The organism is Blastococcus saxobsidens DD2 (assembly GCF_000284015.1).
Classification (GTDB): domain Bacteria; phylum Actinomycetota; class Actinomycetes; order Mycobacteriales; family Geodermatophilaceae; genus Blastococcus; species Blastococcus saxobsidens_A.
In genome coordinates this window covers 3650379-3670525 of record NC_016943.1, presented here as the reverse complement: position 1 = coordinate 3670525, position 20147 = coordinate 3650379, and the positions used below count along the sequence as shown (strand labels likewise).

Below are 20147 nucleotides of genomic sequence, written 5' to 3'. Positions count from 1 at the left end.
GGCATGACGCGGCTGATCGCGGGCGTCGCGGGGGGCCGGCGGCTCCGGGTTCCGCCCGCCGGTGTCCGGCCGACCGGCGACAAGGCCCGCGGCGCCCTGTTCAACTCCCTCGGCTCGCTGCTGGACCTGGAGGGCGCCGCGGTGCTCGACCTCTACGCCGGCTCCGGCGCGCTGGGCCTGGAGGCGCTGTCCCGCGGGGCCACCGAGGTCGTCTTCGTCGAGTCCGGGCCCAGGGTGCTGCCGGTGCTGCGGGCCAACCTCGCCGCCGTCGGGCTGCCCGGCGGCCGGGTGATCGCCGGCTCGGTGCCCGCGGTGCTGGCCAGGGCGGCCCCGCGGGCGTTCGACGTCGTCCTCGCCGATCCGCCGTACGAGGTGCCGGTGGACGAGGTGCAGGACGTGCTGCGCGCGCTGGTCACGGGGGAGTGGCTGGCCCCCGGAGGGGTCGTCGTCGTCGAGCGGTCCAGCCGCGAGACGGGCTGGGAATGGCCGACACCCCTGGACGCTCTGCGCGAACGGCGCTACGGCGAGGCAGTGCTCCGGTACGGTCGGCGTCCGTGAGGCGTGCCGTCTGCCCAGGTTCCTTCGATCCGGTCACCAACGGGCACGTCGACGTCATCGGCCGGGCTGCCGGGCTCTACGACGAGCTGGTCGTCGCCGTGCTGGTCAACCCGGGCAAGGCCGGGTTCTTCCCGGTCGAGGAGCGCATGGACCTCCTCCGCGAGGCCGTCGCCGACCTGCCCAACGTCACCGTCGACAGCTTCCAGGGGCTGCTCGTCGACTACTGCCGCAGCCACGACATCCCGGTGATCGTCAAGGGGCTGCGGGCCGTCAGCGACTTCGAGTACGAGCTCCAGATGGCCCAGATGAACCGGGAGCTGGCCGGCATCGAGACCCTGTTCGTGCCCACCGCGCCGCAGGTCGGTCACCTGTCCTCCAGCCTGGTCAAGCAGATCGCCACCTTCGGCGGCGACGTCTCCCGGCTGGTGCCCACGGTCGTCCACGACCGGCTGGCCGAGCGCGCCCGGCGGGATGCGCAGTGACCCGCCCGCCGCGCGGTTCCAGCACGGAGGTCGTCTACCGGCTGTACGAGACGGTCGACGAGCTGACGACCGTCATCGAGAACGCGCGCAGCGTGCCGATGTCGAGTTCCTGCATGGTCCCCCGCGACGTCGTGCTCGACCTGCTCGACGACCTGCGGGAGTCGCTGCCCGAGGACGTGCAGGCGGCCGGCGCGATCGTCGAGCAGCGCACCGAGATCCTGCAGCAGGCCCAGGCCGAGGCCGAGCGGCTGACCGGCCGCACCCGCGCCGAGAGCGAGCAGCTGCTCGTCCAGGCCCGCCGGCAGCGCGACGAGATCCTCGGCACCGCCCGCCGCCAGCGGGACGAGCTGCTCGCCCAGGCCCAGGGCGAGGCCGAGCAGATCCTGGTCGACGCCGAGGCGGAGGCCGAGGCGCTGGTCGCCGAGGGGCGCCAGCACCGGGCCGCGCTGATCGCCGAGGGGCAGGCCGAGCACGAGCGGCTGATCACCGAGACCGAGGTCTACCGCACCGCCGTCGACCGCGCCGACGAGCTCGGCGCGCAGTCGCACGCCGATGCCAACCGGATGCGGGCCGAGGTCGACGAGTACGTCGACACCCGGCTGGCCGAGTTCGGGGCCACCCTCGAGCGCATGCTCCGGTCGGTGGACAAGGCGCGTACCACCCTGCGGGAGCCCTGAGACCTTCCGCACGGTCGGTGCCACCCGGCCATCGGGTAGGCTCGACCCCTGGTCCGACCGCCGGCGGCTACCCGCCCGGCCGGCCACCCCTCCCTGCTCCCGACCGCGAGTACTGACATGCCTGCCGCTCAGCCGTTCCCCTCCGGCGCCCCGTCCTCAAGGCCAACGGCCTCCGAGGACCGGCGTCCGTCCGCCAACCCCTGGAAGTACGACCTCCGGGAGCTCGGCCGCCGCGCGGGCACCATGCAGGAGCTCGACCGCAGGGCCCCGGCGCCCGCCGGCTGGGGCCTGGAGCTGATCCGGGTCCCGGAGAAGGCCGACGTGCACCTGCGGCTGCGGCTGGAGTCCGTCATGGAGGGCGTGCTGGTCACCGGAGACCTCGACGTCCCCGTCGTCGGCTCCTGCGCCCGCTGCCTCGAGCCGACCGAGGACACCCTGACCCTCGACGTCCAGGAGCTCTACGCCTACGCGGGCAGCACCACCGAGGCGACCAGCGAGGAGGACGAGGTCCGCCGCGTCGAGGGTGACTTCCTCGACCTCGAGCCGCTGGCCCGCGACACCATCGTCCTGAACCTCCCGCTGTCGCCGGTCTGCACCCCGGACTGCGGCGGCCTGTGCGTCGACTGCGGTCAGCGGATCGACGACCTCCCGGCAGACCACACCCACGAGGTGACCGACCCCCGGTGGGCCGCCCTCGCGGAGCGTTTCGCTTCCTCGCCGGGCACCCCCGGCGAATCCACCACCCCAGAGGAGAACTGATCGTGGCCGTTCCGAAGCGGAAGATGTCGCGCGCCAACACCCGCATGCGCCGGTCGCAGTGGAAGGCCACCGCGCCGACCCTGTCGCCGTGTCCCAACCGCGCCTGCGGCGAGCTCAAGCCCCCGCACCAGGCGTGCCCGACGTGCGGCCAGTACGACGGCCGCCAGGTCCTGTCGGTCTGACCTCCGGCACCCGTACCGCCATGGGGACGACGGCCGCCGCGACGCACCCTGCCGAGAGTGCGGCGGGCGGTCGCGCCCCGGACGGGGCGGCACACCCCGGCGGCGAGGCACACGCCGCGCGGGCCGCTGCGTGGCTCGACGACGCTCTCGGCGTCCGGCTGCCCGACGACCTGCTGGGCCTGATGCTGACGCACCGGTCGTTCGCGTACGAGAACGGCGGCCTGCCGACCAACGAGCGCCTGGAGTTCCTGGGCGACTCCGTGCTCGGCCTCGTCGTCACCGACGAGCTGTACCGCAGCCAGCCGGGCCTCCCCGAGGGCCAGCTGGCGAAGCTCCGCGCGTCGGTGGTCAACATGACGTCGCTGGCGCGGGTCGCCCGCCGGCTCGGCGACGGCGGCCTCGGCCCCCACGTGCTGCTGGGGCGCGGTGAGGAGACGACCGGCGGCCGGGAGAAGGACTCGATCCTCGCCGACGCCCTCGAGGCGCTGGTCGGCGCGATCCACCTCGGCTGCGGGCTGGACACCGCCTCCGCGGTCGTGCACCGGCTGTTCGACCCGCTGCTGGTCGAGGCCGCCACCCGCGGCGCCGGCCTGGACTGGAAGACCAGCCTGCAGGAGCTCGGTGCCGCGCAGGGGTTGGGCGCGCCCACCTACCAGGTGGACGACGAGGGACCCGACCACGCCAAGACCTTCACCGCCGCCGTGCTGCTCGCCGGCATCGTCCGGGGCACCGGCAGCGGCCGCACGAAGAAGGCCGCCGAGCAGGAGGCGGCCGAGATCGCCTGGCGCGCCCTGTCCGAGGAGTAGGACCGTGCCCGAGCTACCCGAGGTCGAGGTGGTGCGCCGGGGACTGGAGCAGTGGATCGCCGGTCGAACGGTCGCCACCGTGGAGGTGCAGCACCCCCGGGCCGTCCGGCGGCACCTGGAGGGCGCCGACCACTTCGTGCAGGCCCTGACCGGGCGCACCCTGGCCGCCGCCCACCGGCGCGGCAAGTACCTCTGGCTGCCGCTGGCCGAACCGGACGGCACGCCGTCGGGGCGGGCGCTGGTGGCGCACCTGGGCATGAGCGGGCAGCTGCTCGTGGAGAAGCCGTCGGCCCCCGACGAGACCCACCTGCGGGCCCGGTTCACCTTCGCCGACGGCGGCCGCGAGCTGCGCTTCGTCGACCAGCGCACCTTCGGCGGGCTGGCGGTGGAGGAGTGCGCTCGGGCTGGTGGGGTGGCCGGACCGGCAGCGGAGGAGATCCCGCCGCGGCTCGCGCACATCGCCATCGACCCGCTCGATCCCTCCTTCGACGTCGACGCCTTCTCGGTCGCGCTGCGCCGCCGGCGGACCGAGGTCAAGCGGGCCCTGCTCGACCAGACCCTGATCGGCGGGGTGGGCAACATCTACGCCGACGAGTCGCTGTGGCGGGCCCGGCTGCACGGCGCCCGCCCCACCGACAAGCTCACCGGCGCCCAGGTCGCCGACCTGCTGGAGGGCGTCCGCGACGTGCTCGGCGAGAGTCTCGCGCAGGGCGGCACCTCCTTCGACTCGCTGTACGTCGACGTCAACGGGCAGAGCGGCTACTTCTCCCGGCACCTGGCCGTCTACGGGCAGGCCGACCGGCCCTGCCCGCGCTGCGGGACGGCGATCCGCCGGGAGTCGTTCATGAACCGCAGCAGCTACAGCTGTCCGGTGTGCCAGCCGCGCCCGCGAGCGCGCCGGTCATGAGCCGCCGCGCGGTGGCCGTCGTCTCGGGGCGGGTGCAGGGCGTCGGGTACCGGTGGTTCGTGCGCGGCCGGGCCGAGGGGGCCGGGGTGTCCGGCTCGGCGACGAACCGGCCCGACGGGCGGGTCGAGGTCGTCCTCGAGGGGGCGGAGGACGCCGTGGCCGCCGTCCTCGGCGTCCTCGACGGCCCGGACGCGCCCGGGGCGGTCACGCGGGTCGACGTCCGCGACGAGCCCGCACGCGGGGTGCGGACGTTCACCACAGGGTGACCAACGCGACATCGCCCGGACATGGGAGGCTGGCCCGCTCGCGTTGACCTGCGTCACAGGTGCTGTCACCCTGGAAGCACCCCAGCCGCGCCGACCGTTTCCCGGGGCGCCGGCTACTCCCTCCCACTGTCTGAAAGGCCGTCCCAGCCATGGCCAAGGCCCTGTTCGGTCACGTCGTCGCCCCCGCGCAGCTCCGCGTAGCCGAGGAGAACGCCGTCCTGCGGGCGAAGGTGCGTCGGCTGGAGCAGGAGCTCGCCGAGCTGCGCGCCCAGCGCGACGCCGCGATCGCCCACGAGCTGCTCTCCATGGCCGGCGACGCCGCCCAGCCCGCACTCGCCTGAGTCACACCCGCACCAGCGGCCTCGCGGCCACCCTGACCGGGGCGGATCCCGGCTAGAGTCTCCTTCCCGTGCACCTGTCGAGCCTCACGCTGAAGGGCTTCAAGTCCTTCGCGTCCGCCACCACGCTGCGGCTCGAACCCGGGATCACCGCCGTCGTCGGCCCCAACGGCTCCGGCAAGTCCAACGTCGTCGACGCCATCTCCTGGGTCCTCGGCGAGCAGGGCGCCAAGAGCCTGCGCGGCGGCAAGATGGAGGACGTCATCTTCGCCGGCACCGCCGGCCGTCCGGCGCTGGGCCGCGCCGAGGTGACCCTCACCATCGACAACTCCGACGGCGCGCTGCCGATCGAGTACACCGAGGTGTCGATCACCCGCCGCATGTACCGCTCCGGGGAGAGCGAGTACGAGATCAACGGCGACAAGGTGCGGCTGCTCGACGTCCAGGAGCTGCTCAGCGACTCCGGCATCGGCCGCGAGATGCACGTCATCGTCGGCCAGGGCCAGCTCGACGCCGTCCTGTCCGGCCGCCCCGAGGACCGGCGCGCGTTCATCGAGGAGGCGGCCGGCGTCCTCAAGCACCGCAAGCGCAAGGAGAAGGCCCTCCGCAAGCTCGACGGGATGCAGGCCAACCTGGACCGGCTGGCCGACCTCACCGCCGAGCTGCGCCGCCAGCTCAAGCCGCTGGGCCGCCAGGCGGAGGTGGCCCGCCGTGCCGCCGGCGTGCAGGCCGACCTGCGAGATGCCCGGCTCCGGCTGCTGGCCGACGACCTCGTGCAGCTGCGAGATGCCCTCGACCGGGACGTCGCCGACGAGACCGCCGCACGGGAGCGACGGACCGTCGTCGAGCGGGAGCTGGCCGAGGTGTCCCGCCGGGAGAGCGCGCTGGAGAGCCGGTTGGCCCACACCACCCCGCAGCTGCAGGTCGCCTCCGACACCTGGTACCGGCTGTCCACCCTCGGCGAGCGGTTCCGGAGCGTGGCCCAGCTGGCCGCCGAGCGGCACCGGCACCTGTCCGCGGCCGCCCCGGCCGCAGCGGCCGGGCGGGACCCCGAGCAGCTGGAGGTCGAGGCCGACAAGGTCGCCGCGACCGAGGCCGAGCTCGCCGCCGGGCTGGCGGCCGAGCGGGAACGGCTGGCGCGGGTGGTGGCCGGCCGCACCGACCTGGAGCGGGCCCTGGCCGAGGCGGAGAAGGCCTGGGTTGCCGCCGCCCGGGCGCTGGCCGACCGCCGGGAGAGCCTGGCCCGGCTGTCCGGCGAGGTGGCGGCGGCCCGCTCACGGGTCGGCGCCGGTCAGGCCGAGATCGACCGGCTCGCGGTCGCCGCCGCCGAGGCGGCCGACCGGGCGGAGGTGGCCGCCGATCGGCTGGCCGACCGCCGCGGTCAGCTCGCCGAGCACGAGGACGCCGACGTCGGGCTCGTCGCGGCCCACCAGGACGCCGTCGCCGCGCACACCGCCGCCGCCCGCCGGGTCACCGAGCTCGCTGCTGCCGAACGCGCCGCAGAGAGCGACCGTGCCTCCTGGCAGGCCCGGCGGGACGCGCTCGCCCTGGGGCTGGCGCCGGCCGACGGCGCGGCCGCGGTCCTCGGCTCGGGCCTTCCCGGGGTGGTCGGCCCGCTGACCGAGCAGCTGACCGTGGCACCGGGTGACGAGGTGGCGGTCGCCGCCGCGCTCGGGGGCATGGCCGACGCCGTCGTCGTCTCCGGGGTGACCGAGGCGGCCGAGGCGCTGGCCCACCTGACCGGCACCGGCGGCGGCCGCGCCGGGCTGCTGGTCACCGGCGGACTCCCCCCGGTCCCGCGGGAAGGCTGGCCGGAGCTGCCCGAGGGGATCCGCTGGGCCCTGGACGCGGTGCAGGCGCCCGAGCCCCTCCGGCCGGCGCTGGCCCGTGCCCTGGAGCGGGTGGCCCTGGTGCCCGACCTCGACGCCGCGGTGGCGCTGGTGCGCGTGCACCCCCGGGTCCGGGCCGTCACCGCCACCGGTGACCTGCTCGGCGCCGACTGGGCCCTCGGCGGGCAGACCGACGCGCCGTCGAACCTGGAGGTGCGGGCCCGCGTCGACGAGGCGGCGGCCGAGCTGGCCGCCGCCACCGCGCACGCCGCCGAGCTCGCCGAGCAGCTGACCCGCGCCCGGCGCACCGCCCAGGACCGCTCCGCCGACGTCGACACCGCGCTCGCCGCCCGGCAGGCCGCCGACCGCAGCCGCTCCGCCGAGGCCACCGCGCTGGCCGAGCTCGGCGCGGCGGCCCGCTCCGCGTCGGCCGAGGCGGAGCGGCACGCGGCCGCCCGGGTGCGCGCCGAGGAGTCGCTGGAGCGGGCGATCACCGCCCTGTCCACCCTGGAGGGCCGGCTCGCCGAGGCCCAGGCCGCGCCGCTGGAGGACGAGCCGCCCACCGAGGTTCGCGACCGGCTGCGCGCCGAGGTGGCGGCGGCCCGGCAGGGGGAGACCGAGGCACGGTTGTCGGTGCGCACGGCCGAGGAGCGGGCCCGCGCACTGCAGGGTCGGGCCGAGTCGCTGCGCCGCCAGGCCCGGCAGGAGCGCACCGCCCGCGAGCGGGCGGCCGCCGCCCGGGTCGCCCGTCAGCGGGGTGCGGCGGTGGCGGCCGCGGTCCGCGCCGACGCCGAGGCCGCCCTGGTGGCGCTGGGCTCCTCGCTGGCCCGGGCCGCTGCCGAGCGGGATGCGCTCGCGTCGTCCCGGAGTTCCTTCGAGGCCGAGCTGCTGGAGGTGCGCGGCCGGGTGCGTGCGGCCACCGCCGAACTGGACCGGCTCACCGACGAGGTGCACCGCGACGAGGTGGCGCGCACCGAGCAGCGGTACCGTATCGAGACGCTGGAGACCCGGGCCGCCGAGGAGTTCGGGGTCGACCTGCCCACGCTGGTCGCCGAGTACGGGCCGCGCGCGCCGGTGCCGCCGGCACCCCAGCAGGTCGCCGAGGCCGACGCCGCCGGGCAGCCCGTCCCCGAGCCGCAGCCCTACGACCGGGCGGTCCAGGAACGGCGGGCCGCCCGTGCCGAGCGCGACCTCGCGACCCTGGGCAAGGTGAACCCGCTGGCGCTGGAGGAGTTCGCCGCGCTGGAGGAGCGGCACACCTTCCTCGCCACCCAGCTGGAGGATCTCAAGAACACCCGGCGGGACCTGCTCACCGTCGTCCGCGAGGTCGACGGCCGGATCCACGACGTCTTCGCCGCCGCCTTCGCCGACGTCGCCCGCGAGTTCGAGCAGGTCTTCGCCACCCTCTTCCCCGGCGGCTCGGGGCGCCTGGTGCTCACCGAGCCCGACAGCATGCTCACCACCGGCGTCGAGGTGGAGGCGCGGCCGCCGGGCAAGAAGGTCAAGCGGCTCTCGCTGCTGTCCGGCGGCGAGCGCTCGCTGACCGCCGTCGCCCTGCTCGTGGCGATCTTCCGCGCACGCCCCTCCCCGTTCTACGTCCTCGACGAGGTCGAGGCGGCGCTGGACGACGTCAACCTGGGCCGGCTGCTGGTGCTGGTCGAGCAGCTGCGGTCGACGTCGCAGCTGATCATCATCACCCACCAGAAGCGGACGATGGAGATCGCCGACGCCCTCTACGGCGTCAGCATGCGCGGCGACGGCATCACCGGCGTGATCAGCCAGCGGCTCCGGGAGCTGGACACCGCCTGAGCTGCGTCCATCCCCGATCAGCGGCTTCCCGAGGACGCCTCGATCAGGATGTCGGCGAGTTCCCGTGGTCGGGCGAAGAACGGGGAGTGGGCCGAGTCGATGTGCCGGACGTCCTCGGCCTTGCCCGCCGCCATCAGCTCCTGCACGGCGGCCGGCAGCCCCACGTCCCCGTCCGCCACGACGTAGGTCGTCGGGAGTGTCGACCACCCGGCGGCCCGCAGCGGTGTGGTGCACGAGCTCAGCGACTGGGGGGTCAGCCGGGCCACGGCCGCGGCGGTGACGTCGGGAGGGCAGTCCGCGTAGAACACCTGTTCCGGCTGTGCGGGGGTCATCCAGCGGCCGTCCTCGGAGACCTGCCAGAACGCCGGCGGCTCGCCACCGGCGGCGTCCAGCAGGCTCACGCCGACGTCGAGCAGGAACGCGCAGACGTAGACCAGCCGGACGACGTCGTCCCGGCCGGCGCTGGCCTCGGTGATCGGCAGGCCGCCGTACGAGTGCCCGACCAGGACCGTGGGGCCGGCCACGTCGTCCAGGACGGCCCGCACCGCCGCGGAGTCGTCGGCCAGGTCCCCCAGCGCGTCGACGTCCGGGCCGGTGCTCGGCAGGTCGACGGTGCGGACCGGGAAGCCCCGCTCGGTGAGCAGCGGAACGACGTGGTCCCAGGACCACGACCCGTGCCAGGCGCCGTGGACGAGGACGATCGTGGGAAGGGCTGCGGGCTCGGCGGTCATGGCGCTGATGCTGGGGCGCACGTGTGGTCCCGGGTAACGGCAGGTCGGCCCGTGTGCCGTAGGGCAAATGATGTACCGCCCGGTCGGCCTCCCTAGACCCCGGAGCGGACCTCCACGTCGACGACGACCGGCAGGTGGTCCGAGGCGCCCTCGGCGTCGAGCACGTAGGCCCCGGCGACGGTGACCCCGGGGGAGACCCACACCTGGTCGATCCGCCGGTGCGGGGAGCCGGCCGGGTGCGTCATCCCGGCGTCGGACTGCCAGAACTTCCAGCCGGCCTGGTCGTTCCGCGCCCGGGCCAGCTGCCAGGCGTCGGTGAACCGCTGCCGCAGCGCGTCGAGCTCGGGGGCATCCGGCTCGGTGTTGAAGTCGCCGACCAGGACGCCGGTGTCCATCGGCTCGGTGTGCAGCCCGGCGAGCGTGGACACCTGGGCGGCCCGCTCCTGCGCCGAACGGGTGGTCAGGTGCGTCGCGGTGATCCACAGCGCCCCGCCGTCGAGCTCGACCATGGTGCGCAGCGCGCTCCGCGGCTCGCCGGTGCCGGGCAGCCGGTGGACGTCGCTGATCAGGATCGGCAGGCGGGAGAGCAGCGCGTTGCCGTACTGGCGCCGCGGGGCGTCTGCCGCCTTCGTGCCCGCCCGCTGCTCGTCGATGGCCGGCCCCCACGCCAGCTGCATGTCCAGCGCCCGGGAGAGCAGCAGCGCCTGGTCGACGTCCTCGCTGCGCTCGCCGTAGTAGCGGTCGACCTCCTGCAGGCAGATGACATCGGCGTCCACCGAGGCCAGCAGCGTGGCCAGCCGGGGGAGGTCGTGCCGGTCGTCGTCGCCCACCCCGTGGTGGGTGTTGAAGGTGACCAGCCGCACCGGGATCGGCGGCTGGTCGGGACCCGGGGCCGGCTTCGTCACCGCTCCACCCTCTCAGGCTCGGACAGGGGCATGTCGACGACCTCGGACAGCGACGTCGACCCCAGTTCGCTCACCGACAGCACGAACCGCGCCTCCCGCCCGTCCAGCACGAGCTCGCCGATCTGGTTGCCGAAGTACGGGCCGACCTGCTTCTCCCACTCCAGCCCGGCCGGCTCGGCGCCCACCAGGCGGGCCAGCCGCTCGGTGAACCGCCGTGCGCGCCGGCTCCACCCGATCCTGAAGGCGACCTTGATCGGGTGCGGGGCCTGGTTGTGCAGCGGGGAGACGGTCAGCTGGTGCACCCGGGAGACCAGCCCGGACGGTTCGACCACCTCCGCGGCGTAGGCGTGGTGGACGTCGCCGGAGATGACCACCGTCGTCGCCGGGGCCGCCCCGTGCTCGCCGCGGGCCACGCCGGTGACCGCGCGGCCGAGCCGGTCGAAGGAGTGCGCGAACGCGGCCCAGTGCTCCAGGTCCGACGCCTGCCGCAGCGCCTCGGCCAGCGTGCCGCGCCACCGGCCGTGGTGGCGGACGTTCAGCGTCGCGTTCCACCGCTCCAGCGAGTCGACGGCGTGCGGCAGCAGCCAGGGCAGCGACGTGCCGAGGATGAGGTGCTGCACCCCCTCGTCGCACGCCCGGCGCATGGCCGCCTCGACCCAGTCGAACTCCGCCTCGTCCAGCATCCGGCGGCCGGTCTCCTCCAGCACCCGGCCGGCCCGGGTGTCGATCATGACCAGCCGGGCGTCACCCCAGTGCCGGACGTAGCTCCACCGCGTGCTGGCCGGGGTCGCGTCGGCCTGCGTCGCCATCTCGTGGAGCAGCGGCCCGGCGTCGACGGGCACGTCCGGGGAGGCGTCGACGAGCTCCTGGATCGCCCGCCAGGTCTTGTTCTCGGCCAGCTCCTGCGGGCTGAGGTTGCCCAGGTGCTGGTAGATCCAGTAACTGGCCAGGCCAGCGGTGATCCGCCCGGCCCACCAGTCCTTGCGCGACATCTTCGCCCGCCAGGCCGCCGAGGTGTTCCAGTCGTCGATCATCTCGTGGTCGTCGAAGATCATCGAGGACGGGATGGTGGACAGCAGCCACCGCACCTGCGGGTCCTGCCAGGACTCAACGTAGAGCTGGGTGTACTCCTCGAAGTCCGCCACCTGGGCGTTCGGGGCCGTGCTCGTCAGCTCCCGGTCCCGCCGGCGGGCGAGCCATCCGTGGGTCCGCTCGGTGAGCTCGTCGGCGTACACCTGGTCGCCGAGCAGCACCAGCGCATCCGGCCACTCCTCCTCCGGCTGGGTCGCGATCCGCTGCGCGTAGAAGTCGAGCGCGTCCGGCGGGATGCCCTCGGAGTCCGCGACCGTGTGCCGGCTGGCGTACCGGCACGACCCGAAGGCCAGCCGGAAGGGACCCGGGCCTCCGGGGGTGCGGATCCGGCTGGGCGGGAACTCCGACTCCACGGGTGGCCAGACCTGCACGCCGTCGAGGTGCACCTCGTACGGCGTGGTGCTGCCCGGTTCGAGGTCTTCGACGAGGACCAGGGCGTAGTGGTGACCGCCGACGCGGAACGTCCGGGCGCGCCGGCCCAGCACGTCGACCTCGCACGGGCGGTCGGTCTCCACCCACACGGTCGCCGACACCGGGTCGACGTGCCGCAGGAGCGGCCCGAGCACGAGGGCGGGGGCGCTGGCGGCGGGTTGCGGCATGGGGACAGCCTGGCCTACGACGCGGGGCGCAGGGAGTCGGTGTCCCCGCCGCCTCCCCCGACGGGGGCTGGGAGACTCGGGTCCATGGAATTCGTGCTGATCGCCATCGCGATCCTGGTCGTCGGACTGATCCTCGGGGTGAGCCTCCTCGTCGGCCGTGGCCGGCGGACGACGCGACTCGACGACGACGCCCTCGGCGGCACGACGCTCACCCGGCCGCGACCGCCCGCGCCGCCGGTCGAGCAGCCACGGCCGACCGGGTCCACCGCGTCGGGGCTGGGCCTCCCGCAGACCGACCAGCCCGATGCGGTCGTCCCCGAGACGCCGCCGTCCGTCGAGCTGCCCCCGGCCGAGCCCGAGCCGGGGCTGGTCTTCGAGACGCCCTTGCCGTCGGCCGGCCGGCTGGTGCGGCTGCGGTCGCGCCTGGCCCGATCGCAGTCCTCCCTCGGCCGCGGCCTGCTCACCGTCCTGGCCCGCGAGCAGCTGACCGAGGACGACTGGGAGGAGATCGAGGAGACCCTGCTCGCCGCCGACGTCGGGGTCGCCTCGACCACCCGGATCGTCGAGCGGCTGCGCACCCAGTCGCTGGTGCTGGCCACCGCCTCCGGCGCCGACCTGCGCGAGCTCCTCGTGCGCGAGCTGACCGCCGTGCTGGGCCCCGACCTGGACCGGACGCTCGGCACCGGTCGGAGCGAGGGGCGCCCGGGCGTCGTCCTCGTCGTCGGTGTGAACGGGGCCGGGAAGACGACCACCGTCGGCAAGCTCGCCCGGGTGCTGGTGGGCGACGGCAGGAGCGTGATCCTCGGCGCCGCCGACACCTTCCGTGCCGCGGCCGCCGACCAGCTCGAGACCTGGGGCGAGCGGGTCGGGGTCCTCACCGTCCGGGGGCGCGAGGGCGGCGACCCCGCCGCCGTCGCGTTCGAGGCGGTGCGCACCGGCGTGGAGGCCGAGGTCGACACCGTCGTCGTCGACACCGCCGGGCGGCTGCACACCAAGTCCGGGCTCATGGACGAGCTCGGCAAGGTGAAGCGGGTCGTGGAGAAGCAGGCGCCGGTCACCGAGGTGCTGCTGGTGCTGGACGCCACGACGGGGCAGAACGGCGTCGTGCAGGCACGGGTGTTCACCGAGGCCGTGCACGTCACCGGCGTCGTCCTCACCAAGCTCGACGGCACCGCCAAGGGCGGCATCGTGGTCCGGGTGCAGCAGGAGCTGGGCATCCCGGTGAAGCTGATCGGCCTCGGTGAGGGCCCCGACGACCTGGCGCCGTTCGAGCCGCGGGCGTTCGCGGAGGGGCTGGTCGGCGAGGCCTGAGCGGTCAGCCCGCGGGCGAGAAGCCGTAGGGCAGCTCGAGCCGGTGGGCGGCCAGGAGGCCGGCATCGGACAGCACGTCCGGCGTCGGGCCGTCGGCGACGATCACCCCGCCGTCGAGGATCACCGACCGCGAGCACAGCTGAGCGGCGTAGGGCAGGTCGTGGGTGACCATCAGCAGCGTCACCGGCAGCCCGGCCAGCACCTCGGCCAGTTCCCGCCGGCCCGCCGGGTCGAGGTTGGACGACGGCTCGTCGAGCACCACGATCTCCGGCTGCATCGCCAGCACCGTGGCGACGGCGACCCGGCGCCGCTGGCCGAACGACAGGTGGTGCGGCGGGCGGTCGGCGGCGTCGGCCATGCGCACCTGCTGCAACGCCGCGGCGACCCGGGCGGCGACCTCGGGCTCGGGCAGCCCCAGGTTGCGGGGGCCGAAGGCCACGTCCTCGCCGACGGTCGGCATGAACAGCTGGTCGTCGGGGTCCTGGAAGACCACGCCGACCCGGCGGCGGATCTCCTGCAGCGCGCGCTTCCCGACCGGCAGGCCGGCCACGGTCACCTGCCCGCGGCCGGCCCGCAGGATGCCGTTGAGGTGCAGCACCAGGGTGGTCTTGCCCGCGCCGTTGGGGCCCAGCAGGGCCACCCGCTCGCCGCGGTCGATCCGCAGGTCGACACCGAACAGCGCCTGGTGCCCGTCGGGATAGGCGTAGGCGAGGTCCTCGACCAGGAGGGACGGCGGGGCGGCGGTCACCCCAGCAGCATCCCGGCCAGCAGCACCGCGGCCGCGGCCAGGGGCAGGGTCAGCGCCACGGCCCACGCGCGGGGATCGACCGCGGCGGCCGGCCCGGTGGGCAGGCGGCCGCCGTAGCCGCGGCTGAGCATCGCGAGGTGCACCCGCTCACCGCGCTCGTAGGACCGGACGAACAGCGCGCCCGCGGTCGCCGCCATCACCCGCAGGCCCCGCAGGCCACCGCTCCGGAAGCCGCGGGACTCCCGGGCCACCCGCATCCGCTGCAGCTCACCGCCGACCACGTCGGCGTAGCGGATCATGAACATCAGGATCTGCACCAGCAGCTGCGGCAACCGCAGCCGCTCCAGGCCGCGCAGCAGCTCGCGAGGCTCGGTGGTCGCGGCCAGCACCGTGGCCGCCAGCACGGCGATCGTCGCCTTGGCCAGGATGCCCCCGCCGGTGGCCAGCCCGTTCTCGGACAGCGACAGGCCGAACACCTCCACCCGTGGCCCGCGGGCCACGAACGGCAGCAGGACGGCGAATGCGACGAACGGGACCTCGACCACCAGCCCGCGGGCCAGCCGTGCGGGCGCGACGCCGGCCACCGCCGCGACGCCGAGGACGAGGAGCAGGTCTCCGGCGTAGACGGCCGGCGCCCACGCGGCCTCCACCGGGGTGGCGACGACGACGAGGGCGAACGTCAGGACCCCGACGAGCTTGACCTGCGGCGCCAGCCGGTGGACGGGACTGGCGCCGGCGATGTAGCGGGCGCTCAGCGTGCCTGCATGGCCGGCACTCACGTCAGTCGGCGACCGGGGTGGTGTCGCGCCCGCGCCGGCGGACCACGAACGCAAGACCGCCGGCCAGCACCAGGGTCACGGCGACGCCGATGATCCCCGCGGTCCCGCCCGACAGCGCGCCCTCCTGCCCGCCGATCGCGTAGTCGGCCAGGGGGGAACCGGCCACGGCGCTGTCCTCGGCGGTGTGGCCGAAGCCGGCGTCCTCGGCGGCCCACTCCAGGCCGTCGGGTGCGGAGCTGGCGAAACCGCTGAGCACGGCCGCGACCAGCAGGGTCACGGCCAGTCCGGTGATCCAGAACCAGCGACGGCGGCTCATCGAGCGACCCCCGTCGGCTCGAGGCCCGGACGGCTGGCCAGGTCGACGTCCTGCCGCAGGTGCCTGGCGGCGTGCACGAGGTCGGGCCGGGCGGTGAGCACGGCACCCAGGACGGCGACGGTGATCGCCGCCTCGCCCAGGCCGATCAGCAGGTGCACTCCGGTCATCGCGCCGGCGACCGCGCCCAGCGGCACGTCTGCGACGCCGCCGAGGCCGAACAGCCCGACGAAGGCCAGCGCCGCGACGGGTACCGACAGGAAGGCGCCGATCCCGGATGCGACCAGCAGCGAGGGGCGGGTGCGTGGCAGGACGGCGGTGAGCGCGCGCGCCACTCCGTAGCCCACCGCGACGGCCACCACGCCGAGCAGGGTGACGTTGGTGCCCAGCGCGGTGAGTCCGCCGTCGGCGAAGAGCACGGCTTGGACCAGCAGCACCACGGTCATGCTGAGCACCGCTGTCCACGGGCCGACGAGGACGGCGGTGAGCGCGCCACCGATCAGGTGACCGCTGGTGCCGGCCGCGACGGGGAAGTTGACCATCTGGACGGCGAAGACGAAGGCGGCGGTCAACCCGGCCATGGGTGCGGTGCGGTCGTCGAGCTCCTGCCGCGCCTTGCGGAGGGCGACGGCCACGGCGCCCGCGGCCACCACCCCGGTCGCGACGGACGTGGGCGCATCGAGGAATCCATCGGGTACGTGCACGGGGTCGACCTTATTGCACATCGTTCGCAACTAGCGACTCGCGGTCGGGCCGGGCCCGCGGACGGCCCGTGCAACACGCCCGCAACGAGCGGCCGAATTCGCGGGCGGTGAGTTCACCGCCGCGAAACGCGGCGGCGGCGTCGCCGGAAACACCGCCCCGGCACGGTGAGCACCACTCGACCACCGGCCGTCCGCGGCCCCACTACTGGAGGAGGTTACCGTGGTCAACACCGGCGACACCGCCTGGATCCTCGTCAGCGCCGCGCTCGTGATGCTGATGACCCCCGGCCTGGCGCTCTTCTACGGCGGCATGGTCCGTGCGAAGAGCGTGCTGAACATGATGATGATGAGCTTCGGGGCGCTGGCGCTGATCAGCGTGCTGTGGGTCCTCTACGGCTACTCGATGGCCTTCGGGGACGACGTGGGCCTCGGCCTGCTGGGTGACCCGGCGCAGTTCTTCGGCCTCGCCGGGTTGATGGAGGACGTCACGACCGACGACGGCGGCCTGCCCGCCATGGCGTTCGTCGGCTTCCAGGCCGTCTTCGCCGTCATCACCGTCGCACTCGTCTCCGGCGCCGTCGCCGACCGGGCCCGGTTCGGCGCGTGGATGGTGTTCGCGGGCATCTGGGCGACCGTCGTCTACTTCCCGGTCGCGCACTGGGTCTTCGACTTCAGCCTCGACGAGCACGTCGGGGGCTGGATCGCCAACGACCTCGCGGCCATCGACTTCGCCGGCGGCACCGCGGTGCACATCAACGCCGGTGCTGCGGGCCTGGCGCTGGCCCTGGTGCTCGGCAAGCGGCGCGGTTTCGGCCGGGAGGCGATGCGCCCGCACAACCTGCCGCTGGTGATGATCGGCGCCGGCCTGCTGTGGTTCGGCTGGTTCGGCTTCAACGCGGGCTCGGCGCTCGCCGCGAACAACACCGCCGCCGTCGTCTGGGTGAACACGCTGGTGGCCACCGGTGCGGCCACCCTCGGCTGGCTGCTGGTGGAGAGGATCCGGGACGGTCACTCGACGTCGCTGGGCGCCGCCTCGGGCGTCGTCGCCGGTCTGGTCGCCATCACACCGGCCTGCTCGGCGGTCTCCCCGATCGGCGCGATCGTCATCGGTCTGATCGCCGGTGCCCTGTGCGCCCTGGCCGTGGGCCTCAAGTACACGTTCGGCGTCGACGACTCGCTCGACGTCGTGGGCGTGCACCTGGTCGGCGGCCTGTGGGGCACGATCGCCATCGGCTTCCTCGCCGACCCGGACGCGCCGGCGGGGGTGGAGAGCCTGTTCTTCGGCGGCAGCGCCGCCCAGCTGTGGCGGCAGGTCGTCGGGGCGGTCGCCGTCCTCGTGTTCTCCTTCGTCCTTACGCTGATCATCGGCACCGTCCTCCAGAAGACGATGGGCTTCCGCATCTCCGAGGAGGACGAGGTCACCGGCATCGACACCGCCGTGCACGCCGAGTCCGGGTACGACTTGGCCGCGCTCGGCAGCAGCGGTTCCACCGCCCCACCGGCCGGCCGGGCCCGCGCCACGGCGCAGGACCCGGCCCGCACCACCGAGAGGACGCTGGCATGAAGCTGGTCACCGCGATCGTCAAGCCGTACAAGCTCGACGACGTCAAGAACGCCCTCGAGCTGATCGGCATCGCCGGGCTCACCGTCAGCGAGGTCCAGGGCTTCGGCCGCCAGCGGGGGCACACCGAGGTCTACCGGGGTGCCGAGTACCAGGTGGACTTCGTGCCCAAGATCCGCATCGAGGTGGTCGTCAGCGAGCTGGACGCCACCCGGGTCGTGGACGCCGTGGTCGAGGCCGCCTCCACCGGCCAGATCGGCGACGGCAAGGTCTGGGTCACCACGATCGACGAGATCGTCCGGGTGCGCACCGGGGAGCGCGGCGAGGACGCCGTCTGAGCACCGCCGGGGACGCCGGCCGGGGCGCACGGGCCCGGCCGGCGTCCTCCTGCCCGGCGTCCGACCATCGAGGGGGAGTCGTGCTGGACACCGAGGCGCTGCCGGGGCTGAGCCGGGCCGCGCGGGTCGCGGCCCTGGACAGGTGGCTGGCCGGGCTGCTCCACGATGCCGTCGCCGGGACGCCCGTGCCGCCGGCCCACCGGGGGAGCCCCGGGGCCGGGCCGGGCACCGACGGGCTGGCGCTCGTCGCCGTCGGCAGTCTCGGCCGCCGGGAACTGCCGCCGTACGGGGACCTCGACCTGGTGCTCGTGCACGAGGACCGCCCGGAGATCGCGGCGATCGCCGACGCGCTCTGGTACCCGGTCTGGGACGCCGGCCTGCGCCTGGACCACTCGGTGCGCTCGGTGCCCGAGGCGGTCACCGTCGCCTCGACCGACCCCAGGGCCGGGCTGGGCCTGCTCGACGCCCGGCTGATCGCCGGGGACGCGGACCTGGCCACCCGGCTGCGGACGGCCACTCTCGCCAGCTGGCGGCAGTCCGCCTCCCGGCTGCTGCCGGAGCTGCGGGACCTGCGCCGGGAGCGGGGCCGGCGGCTGGGGGAGCTCGCCTTCCTGCTCGAACCTGACCTCAAGGACGCCTACGGCGGGCTGCGCGAGGGGCAGGTGCTGCGGGCGGCCGCCGCCGCGCAACTCGCCGACGAGCCCACCGCCGAGGCCGAGCGGGCCTACGCCTTCCTGCTGGACGTGCGCGACGAGCTGCGGCGTCGCTCCGGCCGGCCCTCCGACCTCCTGGTGCGCCAGGAGCAGTCGGGCGTCGCCGCGGCGCTCGGGCTGGCCGACGAGGACCAGCTGCTGCGGGAGGTCAGCCTCGCCGGACGGCGGCTGGCCTTCGTCGCCGACGAGACCTGGCGCCGGGTGGAGGCCGCGCTGGTCCGCCGGCCGCGCGGCCGCCACCGCCGGGTGCGCCGCGAGCCGCTGGCCGAGGGCGTCGTCCGGCAGGGTGACGAGGTGGTGCTCGCCCGCGACGCCCGCCCGGCCGACGACCCGGGGCTGCTGCTTCGCGCCGCCGCGGCCGCCGCCCGTGCCGGCCTGCTGCTCTCCCCGTACACCCTCAAGGTGCTCGCGGTGCACGGGCCGCCGATGCCCGAGCCATGGCCCGCGGAGGCCCGCTGGTCGTTCCTCCGGGTGCTGGCCAGCGGCCGCGCTGCCGTCCCCGTCCTGGAGCAGCTGGACCAGCAGGGCCTGCTGTCCCGGCTGCTGCCCGAGTGGAACCGGGTCCGGTCGCTGCCGCAACGGCACCCGTGGCACCGCTACACCGTCGACCGCCACCTCATCGAGGCCGCCGCCGCGGCCTCCGAGCTGACCCGCGACGTCGACCGGCCCGACCTTCTCCTGGTGGCTTCGCTGCTGCACGACATCGGCAAGGGCTGGCCCGGCGACCACAGCGTGGCGGGCGAGCCGATCGCCGCGGCGATCGGCGCACGGATGGGGTTCGCCGAGCCCGACGTCGCGGTCCTCGGCACGCTGGTGCGCCACCACCTGCTGCTCCCGGCGACGGCGACCCGGCGGGACATCGACGACCCCGCGACCATCGAGCGGGTGGCGGCCACCATCGGTTCCGACGCCTCGGTGCTCCAGCTGCTGCACGCCCTGGCCCAGGCCGACGGCGCCGCGACCAGCACCTCGGCGTGGTCGCCGTGGAAGGCCCATCTGGTGGCCGCGCTGGTCGCCCGCGTGCAGGCCCGGATCGGCGGCACCCAGCTGGCCGACGCGGAGCCGGTGCTGCACCCCACCCGCGCCCAGGTCACCGCGCCGGCTCCCGACATCCCCGGGGTGACCCGCGCGGTGACGGTCGGCATCGCGGAGGTCGCCGACGGGCAACAGGTGACGATCGGCGCCCCCGACCGGCCGGGCCTGCTCAGCACCTGTGCCGGGGTGCTGGCGCTCAACCAGCTGGACGTACGGGCGGCGAAGCTCACCGTGGCCGACGGCTACGGCACCGGCGTGTTCGCGGTGCATCCCCGCTTCGGCCGGGCGCCGGTGCCGGAGATCCTGGCCGACGGCGTGCGCGCCGCCCTCGAGGGGACGCTGTCCCTGTCCGACCGGCTGCGGCAGCGCGAGGCCGACTACCGCGAGGAGACCCGCGGCGCGCCGCCACGGATCTCCTGGCACAACCACGAGGTGAGCGGCCGGGCCACCGGCATCGTGGAGGTCCGCGCCGGTGACCGCGCCGGGCTCCTCTACCGGCTGACCGCGGCGATCGCCGGCGAGGGCCTGGACGTGACGAGTGCGCGGATCGAGACCCTGGGCGGTGACGCGGTCGACTGCTTCTACGTGGCCAACCCCTCGGGCTCCCCGGTCGATCTCCGGCAGCGCGAGCGCGTGGACGCCGCTCTGGTGGCGGCCACCCGCGGCGGCGTGATGCCCGCCGGCCCGGACACGCCGGGCTGATCT

The 20147-nt window shown here is 75.0% G+C and carries 21 protein-coding genes; 14 read left to right on the top strand and 7 right to left on the bottom strand.

Translation table 11 applies throughout. From position 1 onward, the window contains the following. Positions 1-3: 3 nt before the first annotated feature. The 10 genes from rsmD to smc all read left to right on the top strand — a co-directional run bounded on the left by rsmD (position 4) and on the right by smc (position 8613). Entirely contained in the window at positions 4-558 is a 555-nt protein-coding gene (gene rsmD, locus BLASA_RS17370) for a 16S rRNA (guanine(966)-N(2))-methyltransferase RsmD (RefSeq protein ID WP_014377523.1), read from the top strand. Then, entirely contained in the window at positions 555-1040 is a 486-nt protein-coding gene (gene coaD, locus BLASA_RS17365; RefSeq protein WP_014377522.1) for a pantetheine-phosphate adenylyltransferase, read from the top strand. Before rsmD ends, coaD begins: the two co-directional genes overlap by 4 nt. Next, positions 1037-1717: a hypothetical protein gene (locus tag BLASA_RS17360; protein ID WP_014377521.1), complete on the top strand. Its 681-nt coding sequence runs from the start codon at positions 1037-1039 to the stop codon at positions 1715-1717. Before coaD ends, BLASA_RS17360 begins: the two co-directional genes overlap by 4 nt. A 117-nt stretch (positions 1718-1834) precedes the next feature. After that, positions 1835-2476, top strand: coding sequence for a YceD family protein (locus BLASA_RS17355; RefSeq protein WP_166486576.1), 642 nt, complete (start codon positions 1835-1837; stop codon positions 2474-2476). 2 nt (positions 2477-2478) lie between these two features. Beyond that, positions 2479-2658: a 50S ribosomal protein L32 gene (gene rpmF, locus BLASA_RS17350; protein WP_014377519.1), complete on the top strand. Its 180-nt coding sequence runs from the start codon at positions 2479-2481 to the stop codon at positions 2656-2658. Between the two features lie 20 nt (positions 2659-2678). Then, positions 2679-3464, top strand: a complete 786-nt coding sequence (rnc, locus tag BLASA_RS17345; RefSeq protein WP_014377518.1) for a ribonuclease III — start codon at positions 2679-2681, stop codon at positions 3462-3464. A gap of 4 nt (positions 3465-3468) precedes the next feature. Beyond that, positions 3469-4371 carry a bifunctional DNA-formamidopyrimidine glycosylase/DNA-(apurinic or apyrimidinic site) lyase gene (gene mutM / locus BLASA_RS17340; protein ID WP_014377517.1) on the top strand — a complete coding sequence of 301 codons (903 nt, stop codon included), beginning with the start codon at positions 3469-3471 and terminating at the stop codon, positions 4369-4371. Continuing rightward, positions 4368-4637 (top strand): acylphosphatase, encoded by a 270-nt coding sequence (locus BLASA_RS17335; RefSeq protein ID WP_041776664.1) that lies wholly within the window; start codon positions 4368-4370, stop codon positions 4635-4637. The genes mutM and BLASA_RS17335 overlap by 4 nt, the downstream gene beginning before the upstream one ends. Before the next feature lie 149 nt (positions 4638-4786). Further along, a complete protein-coding gene (locus tag BLASA_RS17330) occupies positions 4787-4978 on the top strand; it encodes a hypothetical protein (protein WP_014377515.1) in 192 nt (63 codons plus the stop codon). A gap of 68 nt (positions 4979-5046) precedes the next feature. Continuing rightward, positions 5047-8613, top strand: a complete 3567-nt coding sequence (gene smc, locus BLASA_RS17325) for a chromosome segregation protein SMC (protein WP_014377514.1) — start codon at positions 5047-5049, stop codon at positions 8611-8613. A gap of 17 nt (positions 8614-8630) precedes the next feature. On the opposite strand, the gene BLASA_RS17320 is transcribed toward smc, so the two are convergent. The 3 genes from BLASA_RS17320 to BLASA_RS17310 all read right to left on the bottom strand — a co-directional run bounded on the left by BLASA_RS17320 (position 8631) and on the right by BLASA_RS17310 (position 11940). Beyond that, the gene (locus BLASA_RS17320) at positions 8631-9344 is read right to left on the bottom strand and encodes an alpha/beta hydrolase (protein WP_014377513.1); all 714 of its coding nucleotides are present in this window, start codon (positions 9342-9344) and stop codon (positions 8631-8633) included. 92 nt (positions 9345-9436) lie between these two features. Next, positions 9437-10249, bottom strand: coding sequence for an endonuclease/exonuclease/phosphatase family protein (locus BLASA_RS17315; protein WP_014377512.1), 813 nt, complete (start codon positions 10247-10249; stop codon positions 9437-9439). Next, positions 10246-11940, bottom strand: coding sequence for an alkaline phosphatase D family protein (locus tag BLASA_RS17310; RefSeq protein WP_014377511.1), 1695 nt, complete (start codon positions 11938-11940; stop codon positions 10246-10248). The genes BLASA_RS17315 and BLASA_RS17310 overlap by 4 nt, the downstream gene beginning before the upstream one ends. 84 nt (positions 11941-12024) lie before the next feature. Here BLASA_RS17310 and ftsY point away from each other — a divergent pair, with 84 nt between their 5' ends. Then, positions 12025-13251 (top strand): signal recognition particle-docking protein FtsY, encoded by a 1227-nt coding sequence (gene ftsY / locus BLASA_RS17305; RefSeq protein ID WP_014377510.1) that lies wholly within the window; start codon positions 12025-12027, stop codon positions 13249-13251. 4 nt (positions 13252-13255) lie between these two features. Here ftsY and BLASA_RS17300 read toward each other — a convergent pair whose 3' ends face one another. From BLASA_RS17300 to BLASA_RS17285, 4 genes are read right to left on the bottom strand one after another with little or no spacing between them, the layout of a single operon-like run. Next, entirely contained in the window at positions 13256-13999 is a 744-nt protein-coding gene (locus tag BLASA_RS17300; RefSeq protein WP_014377509.1) for an energy-coupling factor ABC transporter ATP-binding protein, read from the bottom strand. Beyond that, positions 13996-14778 (bottom strand): cobalt ECF transporter T component CbiQ, encoded by a 783-nt coding sequence (cbiQ, locus tag BLASA_RS17295; RefSeq protein WP_014377508.1) that lies wholly within the window; start codon positions 14776-14778, stop codon positions 13996-13998. Before cbiQ ends, BLASA_RS17300 begins: the two co-directional genes overlap by 4 nt. 1 nt (position 14779) lies before the next feature. Further along, positions 14780-15094 (bottom strand): PDGLE domain-containing protein, encoded by a 315-nt coding sequence (locus BLASA_RS25635; RefSeq protein WP_014377507.1) that lies wholly within the window; start codon positions 15092-15094, stop codon positions 14780-14782. Then, positions 15091-15795 (bottom strand): energy-coupling factor ABC transporter permease, encoded by a 705-nt coding sequence (locus BLASA_RS17285; RefSeq protein ID WP_014377506.1) that lies wholly within the window; start codon positions 15793-15795, stop codon positions 15091-15093. Before BLASA_RS17285 ends, BLASA_RS25635 begins: the two co-directional genes overlap by 4 nt. A 220-nt stretch (positions 15796-16015) precedes the next feature. On the opposite strand from BLASA_RS17285, the gene BLASA_RS17280 reads away from it, so the two are divergent. From BLASA_RS17280 to BLASA_RS17270, 3 genes are all read left to right on the top strand, one after another. Next, on the top strand, positions 16016-17359 hold the full coding sequence (locus BLASA_RS17280) for an ammonium transporter (RefSeq protein WP_014377505.1): 1344 nt from the start codon (positions 16016-16018) through the stop codon (positions 17357-17359). Then, positions 17356-17694 (top strand): P-II family nitrogen regulator, encoded by a 339-nt coding sequence (locus BLASA_RS17275; RefSeq protein ID WP_014377504.1) that lies wholly within the window; start codon positions 17356-17358, stop codon positions 17692-17694. Before BLASA_RS17280 ends, BLASA_RS17275 begins: the two co-directional genes overlap by 4 nt. An 80-nt stretch (positions 17695-17774) precedes the next feature. Further along, positions 17775-20144 (top strand): [protein-PII] uridylyltransferase, encoded by a 2370-nt coding sequence (locus BLASA_RS17270; protein ID WP_014377503.1) that lies wholly within the window; start codon positions 17775-17777, stop codon positions 20142-20144. The last annotated feature ends 3 nt before the right edge of the window (positions 20145-20147 follow it).

Coding starts and splice junctions, on each gene's coding strand:
- ftsY (WP_014377510.1), top strand. CDS start 12,025: ATGGAATTCGTGCTGATCGCCATCGCGATCCTGGTCGTCGGACTGATC.
- BLASA_RS25635 (WP_014377507.1), bottom strand. CDS start 15,094: ATGAGCCGCCGTCGCTGGTTCTGGATCACCGGACTGGCCGTGACCCTG.
- BLASA_RS17330 (WP_014377515.1), top strand. CDS start 4,787: ATGGCCAAGGCCCTGTTCGGTCACGTCGTCGCCCCCGCGCAGCTCCGC.
- BLASA_RS17275 (WP_014377504.1), top strand. CDS start 17,356: ATGAAGCTGGTCACCGCGATCGTCAAGCCGTACAAGCTCGACGACGTC.
- BLASA_RS17310 (WP_014377511.1), bottom strand. CDS start 11,940: ATGCCGCAACCCGCCGCCAGCGCCCCCGCCCTCGTGCTCGGGCCGCTC.
- rnc (WP_014377518.1), top strand. CDS start 2,679: ATGGGGACGACGGCCGCCGCGACGCACCCTGCCGAGAGTGCGGCGGGC.
- rsmD (WP_014377523.1), top strand. CDS start 4: ATGACGCGGCTGATCGCGGGCGTCGCGGGGGGCCGGCGGCTCCGGGTT.
- BLASA_RS17320 (WP_014377513.1), bottom strand. CDS start 9,344: ATGACCGCCGAGCCCGCAGCCCTTCCCACGATCGTCCTCGTCCACGGC.
- BLASA_RS17355 (WP_166486576.1), top strand. CDS start 1,835: ATGCCTGCCGCTCAGCCGTTCCCCTCCGGCGCCCCGTCCTCAAGGCCA.
- BLASA_RS17335 (WP_041776664.1), top strand. CDS start 4,368: ATGAGCCGCCGCGCGGTGGCCGTCGTCTCGGGGCGGGTGCAGGGCGTC.